This window comes from Bacteroidales bacterium (genome assembly GCA_035353855.1).
Classification (GTDB): domain Bacteria; phylum Bacteroidota; class Bacteroidia; order Bacteroidales; family CG2-30-32-10; genus DAOQAK01.
The window spans coordinates 1-15,816 of the sequence record DAOQAK010000050.1 but is presented as its reverse complement, the minus strand read 5'-3'; the positions used below and the strand labels follow the sequence as shown (position 1 = coordinate 15,816).

General features: G+C 32.0%; 14 protein-coding genes and 1 tRNA gene. 5 read left to right on the top strand and 10 right to left on the bottom strand.

Annotated features, from left to right (window positions below; genetic code table 11):
* The first annotated feature begins 141 nt into the window (after positions 1–141).
* Positions 142–214 (top strand) — tRNA-Gly (locus PKK00_12210).
* Between the two features lie 30 nt (positions 215–244).
* Here the strand turns inward: PKK00_12210 and PKK00_12205 are convergent.
* The 5 genes from PKK00_12205 to PKK00_12185 all read right to left on the bottom strand — a co-directional run bounded on the left by PKK00_12205 (position 245) and on the right by PKK00_12185 (position 4,643).
* A complete protein-coding gene (locus tag PKK00_12205; GenBank protein HNW99163.1) occupies positions 245–1,489 on the bottom strand; it encodes a hypothetical protein in 1,245 nt (414 codons plus the stop codon).
* A 36-nt stretch (positions 1,490–1,525) separates the two neighbouring features.
* Positions 1,526–2,509 (bottom strand): hypothetical protein, encoded by a 984-nt coding sequence (locus PKK00_12200; protein ID HNW99162.1) that lies wholly within the window; start codon positions 2,507–2,509, stop codon positions 1,526–1,528.
* Between the two features lie 13 nt (positions 2,510–2,522).
* On the bottom strand, positions 2,523–3,377 hold the full coding sequence (locus PKK00_12195; GenBank protein ID HNW99161.1) for a CPBP family intramembrane metalloprotease: 855 nt from the start codon (positions 3,375–3,377) through the stop codon (positions 2,523–2,525).
* Between the two features lie 33 nt (positions 3,378–3,410).
* Positions 3,411–3,995 carry a hypothetical protein gene (locus PKK00_12190; protein ID HNW99160.1) on the bottom strand — a complete coding sequence of 195 codons (585 nt, stop codon included), beginning with the start codon at positions 3,993–3,995 and terminating at the stop codon, positions 3,411–3,413.
* A gap of 72 nt (positions 3,996–4,067) precedes the next feature.
* Positions 4,068–4,643 carry a hypothetical protein gene (locus tag PKK00_12185; GenBank protein ID HNW99159.1) on the bottom strand — a complete coding sequence of 192 codons (576 nt, stop codon included), beginning with the start codon at positions 4,641–4,643 and terminating at the stop codon, positions 4,068–4,070.
* Between the two features lie 395 nt (positions 4,644–5,038).
* Between PKK00_12185 and PKK00_12180 the strand changes: the two genes are divergently transcribed.
* Positions 5,039–7,423 (top strand): TonB-dependent receptor, encoded by a 2,385-nt coding sequence (locus PKK00_12180; GenBank protein ID HNW99158.1) that lies wholly within the window; start codon positions 5,039–5,041, stop codon positions 7,421–7,423.
* Between the two features lies 1 nt (position 7,424).
* Here PKK00_12180 and PKK00_12175 read toward each other — a convergent pair whose 3' ends face one another.
* Complete coding sequence (locus tag PKK00_12175; protein HNW99157.1) at positions 7,425–8,066, bottom strand: protein-L-isoaspartate(D-aspartate) O-methyltransferase; 642 nt, start codon at positions 8,064–8,066, stop codon at positions 7,425–7,427.
* A gap of 87 nt (positions 8,067–8,153) precedes the next feature.
* Here PKK00_12175 and PKK00_12170 point away from each other — a divergent pair, with 87 nt between their 5' ends.
* The 3 genes from PKK00_12170 to PKK00_12160 all read left to right on the top strand — a co-directional run bounded on the left by PKK00_12170 (position 8,154) and on the right by PKK00_12160 (position 11,536).
* Positions 8,154–9,137, top strand: a complete 984-nt coding sequence (locus PKK00_12170) for a Gfo/Idh/MocA family oxidoreductase (protein HNW99156.1) — start codon at positions 8,154–8,156, stop codon at positions 9,135–9,137.
* 184 nt (positions 9,138–9,321) lie between these two features.
* A complete protein-coding gene (locus PKK00_12165) occupies positions 9,322–10,119 on the top strand; it encodes a hypothetical protein (protein HNW99155.1) in 798 nt (265 codons plus the stop codon).
* A gap of 1 nt (position 10,120) precedes the next feature.
* Positions 10,121–11,536, top strand: coding sequence for a sugar transferase (locus PKK00_12160; protein HNW99154.1), 1,416 nt, complete (start codon positions 10,121–10,123; stop codon positions 11,534–11,536).
* A 1-nt stretch (position 11,537) separates the two neighbouring features.
* On the opposite strand, the gene PKK00_12155 is transcribed toward PKK00_12160, so the two are convergent.
* The 4 genes from PKK00_12155 to tig form a co-directional block, all read right to left on the bottom strand.
* Positions 11,538–12,128, bottom strand: a complete 591-nt coding sequence (locus PKK00_12155) for a DUF4294 domain-containing protein (protein ID HNW99153.1) — start codon at positions 12,126–12,128, stop codon at positions 11,538–11,540.
* Between the two features lie 212 nt (positions 12,129–12,340).
* Positions 12,341–13,573, bottom strand: a complete 1,233-nt coding sequence (gene clpX, locus PKK00_12150; GenBank protein ID HNW99152.1) for an ATP-dependent Clp protease ATP-binding subunit ClpX — start codon at positions 13,571–13,573, stop codon at positions 12,341–12,343.
* A 2-nt stretch (positions 13,574–13,575) separates the two neighbouring features.
* The gene (gene clpP, locus PKK00_12145; GenBank protein HNW99151.1) at positions 13,576–14,256 is read right to left on the bottom strand and encodes an ATP-dependent Clp endopeptidase proteolytic subunit ClpP; all 681 of its coding nucleotides are present in this window, start codon (positions 14,254–14,256) and stop codon (positions 13,576–13,578) included.
* Between the two features lie 61 nt (positions 14,257–14,317).
* On the bottom strand, positions 14,318–15,816 hold a 1,499-nt coding region (gene tig / locus PKK00_12140; protein ID HNW99150.1), incomplete at its 5' end, for a trigger factor.

Here is a 15,816-nt window from a genome sequence, read left to right as displayed (position 1 = left end):
AATAAAATACTTTGTTAAAAATATTTCTATTCTTTCTGAAACTGTTTATACCGATACGGAACAGATTTGCATTAAAAAATAAAAAAAGTAATTCATTCCGAATTTGTCATTATTAATAAAACTTTTTTAATTTTGCAGCATGCGGTAGTAGCTCAGTTGGTAGAGCGTCAGCTTCCCAAGCTGAAGGTCGTGGGTTCGAGACCCATTTACCGCTCAAAATCTTCCAGTTTTTTTCTTTCTTTTTTTACAGAATATTCTTTCCCGGTTTTATTAATTTAAAAACATTTAAAAATAAAATAATATACAAAACGCTCCATGCTGCAATAGCAGGAGCAATAAGCCTGTCGCCTGCCCAAAAAGTAATTCCCACGTAATACAATGTGTAAAAGGAAAGCAACCCGCAAAAAAACACAAATTGATAATGCAAATTATTTCTTTGTTTAATTTTTATAATTAAAAATGTACTCCAAACAATTAAAGCTAATAAATGAATGTAAAAAAACTTATCATTTATATTTTGTGTCCATTTATAAAGCTTAGGATTATTCCTTTTATTTATTAATGGATTTCCCATACGATGATTATCTTTTATATTATCCCAGAATGCTGACATTGAAGAAAAGGGATGATAAATTATAAAATTAATGATTCCTGATTTTGTATAATGCTGAGCTTCGGCAGTTGTTCGGGTATGTACACTATCAGGAAGCAAATCAAAATTTTTCAAAGTATGATTTTCATCATAATATTTTACTTTTCTAAAAAAATAATTTCTAAGGTTATAATCTGCAATCTTTGTTGTAGAAAAGGTGTTATATGTTTTCTTTATTATTATTTTTTGAATTAGAATCGGAGAACATGCAAGAATTATCAAGAGAATAATTACAGGTTTTTTTAAAATATCTTTTCGTATAAAAAATAAAATCATTAAAACAGTAATATACCATACTATTTGATATACTGGTTTGGTAACAACCAGCAACGACAATACAAAGAGCAAGGCAAAAATCATATTGATATTATTCGGTTTTCTTAAAACTTTTAATAGTATAAAAAGGAATAATGAAAGTAAAAAGAAAACCGTTATTTCTGTTAGACCGTTAGCAGTATATACTATTAGAGAAATATTTAATACAACAAGAGTGTATGCTATAACAGAAGGAATAATATTTTTTGTAATGTTAAAAATCGTAAAGAAAATTAAATTACATGCTGCCAGCCAAAAGAAAAACTGCATAGCCCACAAACCCACTAGTCCGGCGGTTTTCATCGACATCATCATTATTAATGGATAAAAGAAAGTTCTGTAAGGACTGCAATAATCACCCTCACCGGTTATCCATTTACTGTATAATAAATAATCATTTGAATCAACGGTATTGAACAAACTGTTCTTTATAAATTCCCGACCACCTAGTTTAGAAATTATAATGAAATAAAAAATTACAGCACTTATATTTAAAACTAAAACCCATTTATTTTTTATCATGCAACACTTGTTAATTCTATATTTTATTTAATTATATCAATCATTTGCCACGTTGGGTTTTTCTTTTACCAAAAAATATTTTATAAATTTTGCATCAGAAAATTTTGAAGTAATCTTAACGATGGCCCATATAATAAGGAACGATGCTATTAACCTAAAAATTAATATTCCTGAATAATGCCCTCCCAATGCCAGCATAAGGATAGTGTCTTCTATAAGGCTATGACATAATCCCATTAATGCAAGGCAATAAAAAATATCGCGCTTGTTAATATTCTTATTTTTCGATTCATTGATTATAAGAACACCCCCATAAACAATTCCAAGAGTTATCCCAATTATAGCTATTGTGGTAACTTCTGAACCTATTCCCATCAAACGAAGTATCGGGCTCAGCCTTTGAGTTATCCAATCAATAACACCTATTTTTTTTAGAATCTTTATTAGCAACAATAATGAAAAAATAAAGAGCATGATCATCCCATAATTTTTCAATTCCCCCAAGGCCCATTGCAGCCAAGTTGGATTGGCAACAACTTCCCGTTTCCATGTGATAATTGCAGGATGTTGCAATATTGAGAATAATGAATAACCTAAATTCAAAACAAAACCCATTATAAAAGCAAATCCAAAACGAAATATAAACATGGTTATGTATTTAACACCGGCCTTTCTTACTATTTGCAATTCTAATGGAAAAGTATGCGCAACCAGCATCATAAGAAATATAACCGTAGTCTGCGCAACACTTAAATGATAAACCGGGGCTAAATTCATGAAAGCAATAACACCACCGTATAAATTTGTAATCATACATGTACCCCACACCAGGCCCATTTCACCGGGCAATCCAACAAGTTTCATCAATGGCGCCAGTGCTATACCTATATATTCAATGGCACCTGTTTCCTGTAAAATCTTCACACCTATCGAAACAGGGATCATAATTTTAAACATCAATACCGCAGTTTTCCAGGTATCGATAAATAGTTCTTTAAAAAATATTTTTGTTCTTCGCATTAATTTCTGATTTTCAAAAATATCCTTTATGGTATAATGCTGCAAAATCCATTGCAATAGCCACACTATAGTGGATCAATATACCGGGAATAATTGAACGGCTTTTTAAACTCAGCACTCCCAGAGCTATTCCGGCAAGTATGGCTGAAAAAGTTTCGGACATCGGTTTTCCAAAATGAATCATACAATATGGAATCACCATAAAGAAAATCGAATAAAACCCAAGTTGTCTGCGGCTTCCATGTAATATAAACCCTCTGAAAAAAAATTCAACACCTATGAATTGTATAAAATACATGGATTCCCAAATCCAGAAATTAGGAAACAAGGATTCATCAGGCTTTAGCTCATAAAAAGGATATCGTAACTGGAATGAATGAGTGGTCGACATTGCAAATACCAATGGCAGCATTACAAGCAGCATTATTAAATAAATTCCATAATCCTTTTTTAAATTCCCGAACCTTAAACCATAATCACTTAATTTCTCACGAAAAACCAATTTGATTATCAGTATTGGAATCACCAGGTAAAATATTACTATTATTGAAATCCAATATGCCAAACAATGTAACTGAACATTTCCTTTTCTTTCCATGTATTCCGAAAGAAATTCAGATGCACTCTCAAACCCGATTGATTTGAAAAAAGCTATCAGGTTTGCATACCCGGGATATTTTCCAATGTATTCAATAAAAACCAATGAAACAGTACTGATCACTGCAACCCAAATAATTTTTCTATCTGCTCTTTTATTTGAGATACTTGTTCTGTATGCAATGGATTCTGCTTCTGTTTTCACAAACACCTGTTGAATAATATCAAATAATCTTCTTAACATGCGGCAAAAATAAGAAAGTCTCTGCATGCAGAGACTTTCTTGGATTTTTATTTAAACAATTTATTGCTTTTCATATGTCATCGTTCCTTTTCGGGTATACGATGTATTTGTATCCTGGTAAGTATAATCAATAATTATGGTCATTTTTTTATTTTTAAGCATATCAAGTGTTATGCGATGAACCGGATAAATTGTTCCATCGTATGTATAGGAATAATTATTTCCTGAGTTATCAGAAGAATAATGCTTTATGTAAAGTAAAACTGTTTCTTTTGCCTTTAAATCCATATCTGCACTTTTTGTCCCAAATGTCCATGAACCTTCTTCAAAATCCACATCATTACCATTATCTGTATTGCAGGTATAATTATACGTTCCGTCTTTTTTAAAATTATATACCTCGGAATAAGGTTGAGTAATACTAATACCGTTCTCAACTGAAGTAATATTTCCACCAGTAATTGTATATGTATCAGTACCGGTAGCTGAAGTTACTTCGGTATACCCTTCTGTAAGTTTCCATTCTCCGGTAATTCTTGCTTTTCTTGATTTTAATGAAATAAACGGATCGTTTTCGCTTTTTTTACAGGAAAAAAATATAGATGATAATAAAATAAACAATAAAATAAATTTTGTTGTTTTCATGATATTTTGATTATAATAAAAAAGTCTCCTACTAATAAAATAGAAGGAGACTTTTTTTAATTAATTTTAATATTATTGTTTATAAGTTAAAGTGCCACTATATGATGAAGTAAATGAACCTGTTGATGAGCCATCATATTTAATAATTATTTCTTTATTCTTCAATTCATCAATTGTAATGGTGCTAATAGGGCATGAAGAACCTGTATAAGTAGTGGTTGTAGTTGTAGTACCTGATGTACTAGTATATTGTGTTTCATGAAAAACAACAACTTCCTTTGTTTTAACATCTAAATCTTTATTTTTTCTGCCAAAATACCAGTCGCCTTCTTCAGTACTTAAATCGCCATCATCATTTATGTCAATTTTATATGTACCATCTTTAACTATAGTAATTTTCTGGGTATATGGAGCAGTACTGTTAAAACTTCCTGATGTCAAAGTACAAGTAGTTCCATTGAATGTTCTTGTCCATGTAGTCCCTGAATTAACTCCGGTAATAGTACCTTCTTTAAGTTCCCACTCACCAGTTATTCTGGCTTTTCTTGTTTTTAATGAAAGGAATGGATCGTTTTCACCTTTTTTACATGACGGCAGTATGATAACTGCTGCCAAAAGCATCAATAAAGCAATTTTTACTTTTTTCATTTTTTTGTTTTTTTGGTTATTAATTGATTTTGATTTAATATTTTTATTTAATTTACTTTTATACTAAATACACTAAAAAAAGTTATTACCCTTATGTTAAATATATTTTTTTACTACAAATTTTATTTAAAATCAATTCATGAGAATTACAATAAAAAATATTTCAATAAAAGAGTACTGCAAAATTATATATTTATTGTTGTATAAAAAAAATATCTTATATATTTATTGTTGTATAAAAAAAATATCTTAAAATATCATAGACAAGTTTATAAAAATTGTAGCTTAATATTCTACTAATCAATATTTAGAAAATATTATGTTAATTATTTTTAAATATATTATTTAGAACCATTATAAATAATATAATTACTTTTACAAAAAATTTAATCATTATGAGAACTATATATATATCATTATTTCTGTTTCTTTTTCCGGTTTTTCTTTTCTCACAAGGAAAAATTCACGGTAAAGTTTATAATTCAATTACTAATGAACCTCTTGCATATGTAAGTGTTGCAATAACCGGCACTACAGTAGCTACCCTAACTGATGCAAACGGCAACTATGAATTCAACGGTCTTATTCCGGGATACTATAATGTAAGCGCTTCATTTGTGGGTTTTGAACAAAAAACAATCAGCGAAATTGAAGTAACCAATACAAAACATGCTGAAGTTAATTTTGCACTTGAAGAAAAAATAAGCAATCTGAAAGAAGTAGAAATTAAATCCAGTCCTTTTATTAAAAAGGAAGAAACGCCATTATCATTAAACACCATTGGTGTTACTGAAATATCAAGAAACCCCGGTGGAAACAGGGATATTTCAAAAGTAATTCAGTCATTTCCCGGTGTTGCTCCTTCGCCTGCATATAGAAATGATATTATTATAAGAGGCGGAGCTCCAAATGAGAATCGATTTTTTCTTGATGGAATAGAAGTACCTAACATCAACCACTTTGCTACACAAGGTTCATCGGGTGGGCCTGTTGGAATGATAAATGTTGATTTCATCAGGGAAGTGGAATTTTATTCCGGTGCATTCCCGGCTAACCGATACAATGCTTTAAGTTCAGTAATGGAATTTAAATATATCGATGGACGCGATGATAGAATTGGCGGAAAGTTTACAATTGGAGCAAGCGATATCGGCATTACTCTTGAAGGACCTGCTAATAAAAATGCAACATTTCTGGCTTCGGCACGCCGTTCCTATCTACAATTTCTTTTTAAAGCACTCGGGTTGCCATTTCTACCTATATACAACGATTTTCAAGCTATATACAAATGGAAAATAAATAATAAGAACGAACTGACTTTCATCGGTATTGGCGCTATTGACAATTCTGTTTTAAATACTTCTTTACAAGAGAGCGGTACCAAACAACAAAAATATATTTTAGGTTATCTGCCCGAATATTTTCAGTGGAATTATGCTAATGGAATTAAATTCGTTCACTTTGGCGGAAAAGGGTATACAACTTTTGTTTTAAGCAGGAATATGCTTAATAATGAAACTTATAAATATTTAAATAATATTGAAAACCCTTCAAACAAAATTCTTAATTATAAATCGCAGGAAGCTGAGAATAAACTAAGAGTTGAACGAACCATCAGAACAAATGATATTAAGCTTTCATACGGCAGCAACATCGAATATGCTCATTACTCCAATTCAACATTTCAGAAAATCACTATAAACAATAGTATTGACACTATCAATTTCAGTTCAAACCTTAATGTTTTAAAATATGGATTATTCGGACAGATGAGTACTACATTCATGGAAGGTAGATTAGCCGCTTCAATAGGAATAAGAAGCGATGCTGCTGATTTTTCCAAATCAACAAGAAATATTTTAAATCAATTATCTCCACGTTTATCGTTATCCTATTCTTTGGCTACAAACATTACTATTAATGCCAATACAGGAATATATTACCAATTACCTCCATATACAGTTTTAGGTTACCGCAACAATGAGGGTCTTTTTGTGAATAAAGAAAATAATGTAAGTTATATAAAATCAAAACATTTTGTCGGTGGAATGGAATATCAGACAAAAAAGAATATGAAAATTACTTTAGAAGGTTTCCTGAAATTATATAGCCATTATCCATTCATTCTTAGCGATTCCATTTCCATGGCAAATTTAGGTAGTGATTATGGTGTAATAGGAAATACGGCTGTTACATCAACATCATCAGGAAGAAGCTTTGGAACTGAACTATTAATTCAACAGAAATTATTCAAAGGGCTTTATGGATTGCTCAGCTATACTTTTGTCCGCAGTGAGTTTCGTGATAAAAATAACAAATGGGTGTCTTCTTCATGGGACAATATTCATATCATAAATATTACCACAGGAAAAACTTTCAAAAAAAATTGGGAAGCAGGAATTAAATGGCGCTTTGCTTTAGGAAATCCGTATACACCATATAATTTTGATTTATCGCGGACAATAGCCATTTGGAATATCAACAAAACCGGCACACCTGACTATAATAAACTGAATACGGAAAGATTACCGGCTACACATCAGTTGGATATTCGTGTTGATAAAAAAGTTTTACTAAAAAAATTCACTTTGGAATTTTATATCGATATTCAAAACGTGTATGCATTTAAAACTACATTTGCCCCAATCCTTGATGTAGTAAGAGATGCAAACGATAATATATTGACAGATACTAACGACCCTACAAAATACCAGGCTGAGTATATTGAAAATAAATCGGGACAACCAACACCAACCTTAGGTGTAACTATTGAATTTTAATTTATTTTTTTTGGTTTAATAGTGGTACGAAACGAAAAGTACCACATTCTTCTTTGATGATTGTATTATCTTCTTTCTTCTTTAAAATATTCATTATTTGTATTTCGCCAGCTCCCACAGGTATTATCATAATACCACCCGATTTTAATTGATTAACTAACCCGTCAGGGATATATGGAGCGCCTGCAGTAACAATGATCCTATCGAAGGGAGCATATGCCGGTAGACCTTTATATCCATCACCATAAAATAATTGAGGATGGTAACCTATTGAGGGTAAAAACAATTTCGTTTTTTGATATAAGGCTTTTATACGTTCAATTGAAAATACTTTTGCTCCCAGTTCAAGCAATACGCATGTTTGATAACCTGAGCCTGTGCCTATTTCCAAAACTTTCATTCCTTTTTCCAACTGAAGCATTTGTGATTGAAATGCAACAGTATAAGGTTGTGAAATTGTTTGCCCTTCACCTATAGGAAAAGCATTGTCCTGGTAGGCAAATTCAAGAAATGAAGAATCCATAAAAAAATGTCTTGGGATTTTCCCAATAGCTGCAAGCACATTAGCATCAGTTATGCCTTTATTAGCAATAGTTTCAACAAGCTTCTTTCTAAGCCCTTTGTGTTTATAAGAATCAATCATAACCCTGTTGAAAAGTTAGTTAAGTTATTTTGCGAAAATACTTATTTCATTGACCAAATAAAATTACTTTTGCAAAAAAATTTCGTTATGTTAAGAATTGGAGTACTTGGAGCAGGACATTTAGGAAAGATACATATCAAATGTATTAAAGAAATCAACAACCTTGAATTTGTTGGATTTTATGATCCCGATTTAGAAATTTCAAACCAAGTTGAAAAAGAATTTGGAATAAAAAAATATTCATCCATTGATGAACTTATTAATGATGTTGATGCAGTTGATATAGTAACACCAACGGTTTCTCATTACGAATGCGCATCCAAAGCTTTACGCAAATCAAAACATGTTTTCATTGAAAAACCTTTAACTACAACAGTATGTGAAGCAAAATCACTGATTGAACTTGCTAAAGAGGCTAATGTAAAAGTACAGGTAGGTCATGTGGAACGTTTCAACCCTGCATTCCTTGCAGCGATACCCTATTTCCAAAATCCAATGTTTATTGAAACGCACCGACTTGCTCAATTCAATCCACGCGGTACTGATGTACCCGTGATTCTCGACCTGATGATCCACGATATTGACATTGTTCTTAGTGTTGTTAAATCAAATATTAAAAAAGTCAGTGCAAGTGGTGTGGCAATAGTTAGTGACTCTCCAGATATAGCTAATGCACGAATTGAATTTGATAATGGCTGTGTTGCAAACCTTACAGCAAGCCGCATTTCAATGAAGAACATGCGGAAATCCAGATTCTTCCAACGCGATGCATATATTTCGGTCGACTTTCTGAAAAAAGAATGCGAAATAATAAGGCTGAAAAGTATTGAAGGTGAAATTGATCCCCTTTCAATTACTATTGATCTTGGAAAAGATAAAGGCATGAAACAATTCTTGTTTGAAAAACCTGAAAGCAAACCTATTAACGCTATTAAAACAGAATTGGAAGCTTTTTATGAAGCTATCATAAAAAATATAACACCATCGGTTACAATTATGGATGGTTATAATTCCCTTGAACTGGCTTATACAATAATCGAAAAATTAAATGCCACTCCCATAATGTTATAAGTAATTCTTAATCATTTATTTTTGAAATTTTCATAAAAAATTATACTTATATACAATAATTAAAAAAAATTGTCGTTACCTTATTTATTAATTATAAAAGCAACGCTTATTTGACATGTTTCTACAGAGAATTGCTCTAAACCTTTTTATTATTGTATTTATTGTGTCTTTTTACTCATGTGAAATGATGAATCCTGAGGAAGAGATACCTTCGTATATTCATATCGATCAATTCACTCTCAATACTCAAAGCGATCAGGGAAGCAATTCATCAAAAATTACCGATGCCTGGGTTTATGTTGATGACCAGATTGTAGGCGCTTACGAACTACCTGCTACTATTCCCATTTTATCTGAAGGTAATCATGAAGTTATGATTAAAGCAGGAATAAAAGTTAATGGGATATCCGAAACACGTGCAATTTACCCCTTCTATAAACCCTATAAAATAAGTTTAAATTTAATTCCTGATAGTATCATTACAATCAATCCTACCATAACATATTATTCAGAAACTGTTTTTCAATGGAAAGAAGCATTTGAAGATGGTGGCGTTACTATTGAAAATACAATTTTCAGCGACACATTAATTGAAAAAACTTCAGACCCTCTTTATGTTTTTGAAGGAAATTATTCCGGTATCGTTCATTTGGATGCAAATCATACAGTTTATGAAGGCAAAAGTATTACAAGCTATGATCTTCCGAGTGGCAGCAACCCTGTTTTTCTGGAACTGAATTACAAAACTGAAAATGAAGTTTACATTGGGTTATTTGCAAATACCTCAACCGAAAGCGATGATGTTGGTATTTTACATCTGAATAAAACAGATACATGGAAAAAAATCTATATCAATTTATTAAATGCAATAAATAATTCAACTAATGCAACAGATTTCCAGGTTTTTTTCCGTATTGATAAAAGTAGCGATGTATCCAATCCTGTAATTCTTTTCGATAATATTAAACTTGTACATTTCTGATATGAATAAAAAACTCCAGGTGCTGAGATATGTAATTGCTGACTTTTTATCAGCATTTCTCGCATGGGGTATATTTTTCTATTACAGGAAAGTTACAATAGACCACCAAACATTTCATATCAAAGAACAAATATTAATTGACAACAATCTATATTTAGGCTTAATACTTATACCAATACTTTGGATACTCTTATATTCAATGATAGGAACATATTCAAGAATATACAGAAAATCAAGATTAAAAGAATTAGGACAAACATTACTTGTTACAATTATCGGTGTTATTTTAATATTCTTTATTATTCTTTTAGATGATAGTGTTAAATCATATAAAGATTATTATCTTTCTTTTTTTATTCTATTTCTTTTCCATTTCTTTTTTACTTTTTCTTCCCGCCTTACCATTACTTCTATTACAGCACACAGAATACATCATCGTAAAATAGGATTCAACACGATTATTGTTGGAAGCGATAAAAATGCCATATCAATTTATAAAGAAATTGAAGGTCAAAGAAAATCTTCAGGAAACAAATTCGTTGGATTTGTTCATGTTAAAAATAATGGAGATTATCATTTGATAGAATATCTACCTCACCTGGGATATTATAAAAATATTCTAAATATTATTAATGCAAATAAAATAGAAGAAATAATTATTGCTATTGAACCATCGGAACACAAAACCATTAACAAAATACTTACAGAAATAAACGGGGCCAATGTTGTTACGAAAATTATTCCTGATATGCAGGATATCTTACTCGGCTCAGTAAAAATGACTGCAATATGGGATGCTCCTCTTATCCAAATCTCACCTGAATTAATGCCTGTCTGGCAAGCATCTATTAAAAGAGCAATTGATATCACCGTATCTATAACTATGCTTGTTGTATTCAGCCCATTGTATTTATTTACTGCTATTGGTGTTTTAATATCATCGAAAGGTCCAATATTTTATTCTCATGAAAGAATAGGATTGCATGGCAAATCATTTACGATGCATAAATTCCGGTCAATGTACGTTGATGCGGAGAAGAATGGTCCACAATTATCAAGTAAAAATGATACCCGTATTACTTCATTCGGAAAATTTATGCGCAAAGTGCGCTTAGATGAAATCCCCCAGTTTTATAATGTACTTAAAGGGGATATGTCGCTTGTAGGTTACCGTCCAGAAAGGGAATATTTTATTAATGAAATAATGAAAGTTGCTCCTCATTATAAACTATTATTCAAGGTGAAACCAGGAATTACTTCGTGGGGACAAGTAAAATTTGGTTATGCCGAAAATGTTGAACAAATGGTGAAGCGTTTAAAATATGATATCCTTTATTTAGAGAATATGTCGCTATCCGTAGATTTCAAAATCCTTATTTATACTGTATTAATTATATTACAGGGACGCGGGAAATAAATTATATTGTTCCATTCTCAATCTTCAATACAATTTCTTCTATATTCTTATCATCACCTTTAGGATCATATTTTACTTTTAAATTTACTCCAAAAATACGCGCAATAGTTTGCCAAAAAGCTGCCCTCAGAGCACCTCTAAGCTCTTTAACAATTTCGAAAGAAGAATTACCCGTTTCCCTGTCAATCAGTTTTAATAATATGATTCCCTGTGTCATCGTCATATGTTCCACATCATCAGTAAATTCTTCTTTAAGCTCTTCTTCAGCTTTCTTCATATATTTTTTCTTTTCTTTTTCATCGGTAATCTTAGAAATAATCTCATTGTATTCATTTAATTTTATTCCGGCAATTACAGCATAAGGATATACTTTTTTCACATCTCTAACAAGCCTGCTATATTTTACCGGAGTAATAGATGATTTATTTTCTGTACCTGCAGAAGGAGTAATAACAACCTCATCCAAAACCAACACAGGAATGGTATCCCCTTCATAAATCTCAGCAGGGACTACTAAATCTTCCGTTGTCTGACAGTAGATTCCTGTATACCAAAAACAAAAATAGAAAAATATAAATAATGTTTTTTTCATTTACCAGTGCACAAGATTCAACATTTTAATGCCATTACACAAATTTACAAATATATGCTATTCGAAGTCAAAAGAAAAATTTGAATCCTGTCTTATTGCTATAACGTATTTAATATTTTTCATAGTATTTTTAATGCCAATTAATGACTATTAAAAATAGCAAAAAAACAAATATTATTTTTAAGAAATACAAAAAAGAAGTGGGAAAAACCTTATGCTACTTTGAGTCTTTCAATATTGGTTTTCCTGAGTTTTTCCTCAGCATAAGAAACGGAAATATGCATTTCAGTTTGTTTGTTATCGGAAGGTAATTCATACATTGCGTCAATCATGATGGCTTCAAGGATTGAACGAAGTCCGCGTGCACCTAGTTTAAATTCAATAGCTTTATCAACAACATAGTCGTACACTTCTTCATCAAATGTAAGTTTGATTTTATCCATTTCAAAAAGACGAGTATATTGCTTTATCAATGAATTTTTGGGTTCAAGAAGTATTCGATGCAGGACTTCACGGTCGAGAGAATGTAAATAGGTTACAACCGGCAGACGTCCTACTAATTCAGGAATCAAACCAAAGCTCTTCAGATCCTGAGGTGCAACATATTTTATTAAATTATCTTTATCAATCTCTTCCCTGTCCTGTACGCCGTATCCAACGACATTTGCCTGGAGGCGTGATGCAATTTTTTTATCAATTCCATCAAAAGCTCCACCGCAAATGAAAAGAATATTCTGTGTATTGATCTGTATCATTTTTTGTTCAGGATGTTTTCTTCCACCTTGCGGAGGAACGTTCACCACTGAACCTTCAAGCAACTTTAGTAGAGCTTGCTGAACTCCTTCGCCTGAAACATCGCGGGTTATAGAAGGATTATCACTTTTTCGGGCTATTTTATCAATCTCATCAATAAAAACAATTCCTTTTTCAACTGCTTCAACGTTATAATCGGCAACCTGTAATAAACGCACTAAAACACTTTCAACATCTTCTCCAACATAACCGGCTTCGGTAAGGACTGTAGCATCGGCAATACAAAAAGGGACCTGAAGAGTGCGGGCAATAGTCCTTGCAAGCAATGTCTTTCCAGTTCCGGTTTCACCAACAAGAATGATATTTGATTTTTCCAGTTCAACATCATCATCCTTTTTTGATTTAGCTGAATTTATTCGTTTATAATGATTATATACAGCAACGGCAAGAACTTTTTTGGCTTCATCCTGCCCTATTACATATTGGTCAAGGTGACGTTTAATTTCAGCAGGTTTGAGTAATTTGAACCCGGGAACAAACTTACTTTTTTTAACAGCAAGTTCTTCATTAACTATATTATAGGCTTGGGTAACGCAATAATCGCAGATATGACCTTCCAGCCCGGCTATTAGCATAGCTGTTTCGCGTTTATCGCGACCGCAGAATGAACAACGTGTGTTTTCCTTAGCCATTATTATTTTTTATTTCTAACCAGGATTTCGTCAATCATGCCATATTCCTTGGCTTCGGCAGCAGTCATCCAGTAATCACGGTCAGCATCTTTATAAATTTTATTATAGTTCTGTTTACTGTGATGTGCAATGATCTCGTAAAGTTCTTTTTTCAGTTTAATAATTTCCTTCGATACAATTTCAATATCGGATGCTTGTCCTTCAGCGCCACCCATAGGCTGATGAATAAGAATACGTGAATGACTTAAAGCAGTACGTTTTCCGTCTTTCCCGGCGCAAAGTAAAACAGCGCCCATTGATGCAGCCATTCCGGTACAAATTGTAGCTACATCGGGTAAAATATACTGCATGGTGTCGTAAATGCCAAGACCTGCATAAACAGAGCCTCCGGGAGTATTTAAATAGATCTGGATATCCTTGCGTGAATCAACAGATTCTAAGAAAAGAAGCTGAGCCTGAATGATATTAGCAACTTCGTCAGTGATCATTGAACCAAGAAAAATTATACGGTCCATCATTAAACGAGAGAATACGTCAAGGGAAACGGCATTCAACTGACGCTCTTCAATAATATAAGGAGATACGCTATTATTTGTTTTAGAAGTATAGCTGTCTAATGTAAGGCTGCTGATTCCTCTGTGTTTTACAGCATATTTACGGAATTCATCGTTGTTATAAGCCATATCTTTTTTAGTTTAAATTGTTAGACGTTTTAAGTTAGCCGTTTTTTATCTCAATCACAAATTAATGTTCATGCTCATGGTCATGATGTTCGTGATTATGTTTTTCGGAAGCTAATTTAACAAAATCTTCGTAACTGATTTTTTGATTTTTAATTTTTATTTTGCCTTTAAATAAATCTTTCAGTTTAATATCATATAATTGGTCGTAAATCTTTTTTGTTTCTTCCCTGTTTTGCATAAAGCGGTCAACAATACTATCCAGCTTTTGATTACTTTCCTCAGTTTCCTCGCCCTGCTGAATATTCTTTTTGAAATAATCTTTTATATAATTTTTAACATCAATAGGTGTAACTTCAATGTTATTATTTTTCAATAGACTGTTTTCAATCAACTGCCATCTTAATGTATCAGCATAAACTGCATATTCCTTTTCAACCTGTTCTTCTGTAAATTTTTCTTTATTGGTTTCTAAAAGCCAGCGTTTAAGAAATGCATCAGGTAAAGTGATTTTAGTATTTTTCAGAAAGTATTCAACGGTATCGCTGACAAACCTGTTATCACTTTCATTTTTAAATGAGGTTTCGGCATCAGTTTTAATTCGTTCTTTTAACTGTTCTTCGCTTGTTATATTATCCTGTTTATACACTTTTCCAAAAAGCTCTGCATTTAATTCAGCGGGATCATTCCTTGAAATGGTAATGACTTTCAGGCGGAATTTATTTTTTATCTCATCAGCTTTTTCATGACTGATATTCAGAACATGTGAAATTTCATGATGATTTTCGAATATTTTTAATAAATCAACATCAAGGGTATCGTCTTTTTTCAGTCCAATAAATTTCTTCTGTTCCTTTTTATCCTTAATCATATCGATAGCTACAGATGCTTTGCTTTTGATACCATTTTCGAGTATGTTACCTTTTGCATCCAATTCTTCGAATTCGGCATAAACCAAATCATTACTTTCTGCTGTTTCAGGATTTGAGAATTTTCCAAAGCGACGACGGATATCCATTAAATATTTTTCAACAACATTATCATCAACAGTGATATCATAATATTTAACCGAAACATTTTCGAGAGGTTCAATTTCAAAAGAAGGATTGGGCGCAAAATCAAAATAAAATTCAAAATCAGTTTGATTATCCCAGTCTATTTCTTTTGATTTTTCTTTGCTGGGTAAAGGATTTCCAAGAATATCAATATTGTTCTGCCCGAGATATTCATACATTTTATCAATGACAAGTTTATTGATTTCTTCAACAAGCATCGACTTACCATACATTTTCTTTACTACAGAAGCAGGTACTTTACCTGGGCGGAACCCGGGCATATTCATTTTTTTCTGATAATCTTTTATTGTTTTTTCGAGTTGAGGCTGATAGTCGGCTGCTGATACTTCAATTTTAAGAACTGAACTTAGCTCATCAATTTTTTCATGTGTAATGTTCATTGTCAATCTGTCTTTAATATCAATACAATATTTACTTCGTGCGGATGAAGGAACTTTCGCCACAGGCGAATAAACTTCTCGTCCCATCTTCCTTACTTCGTGCGGAT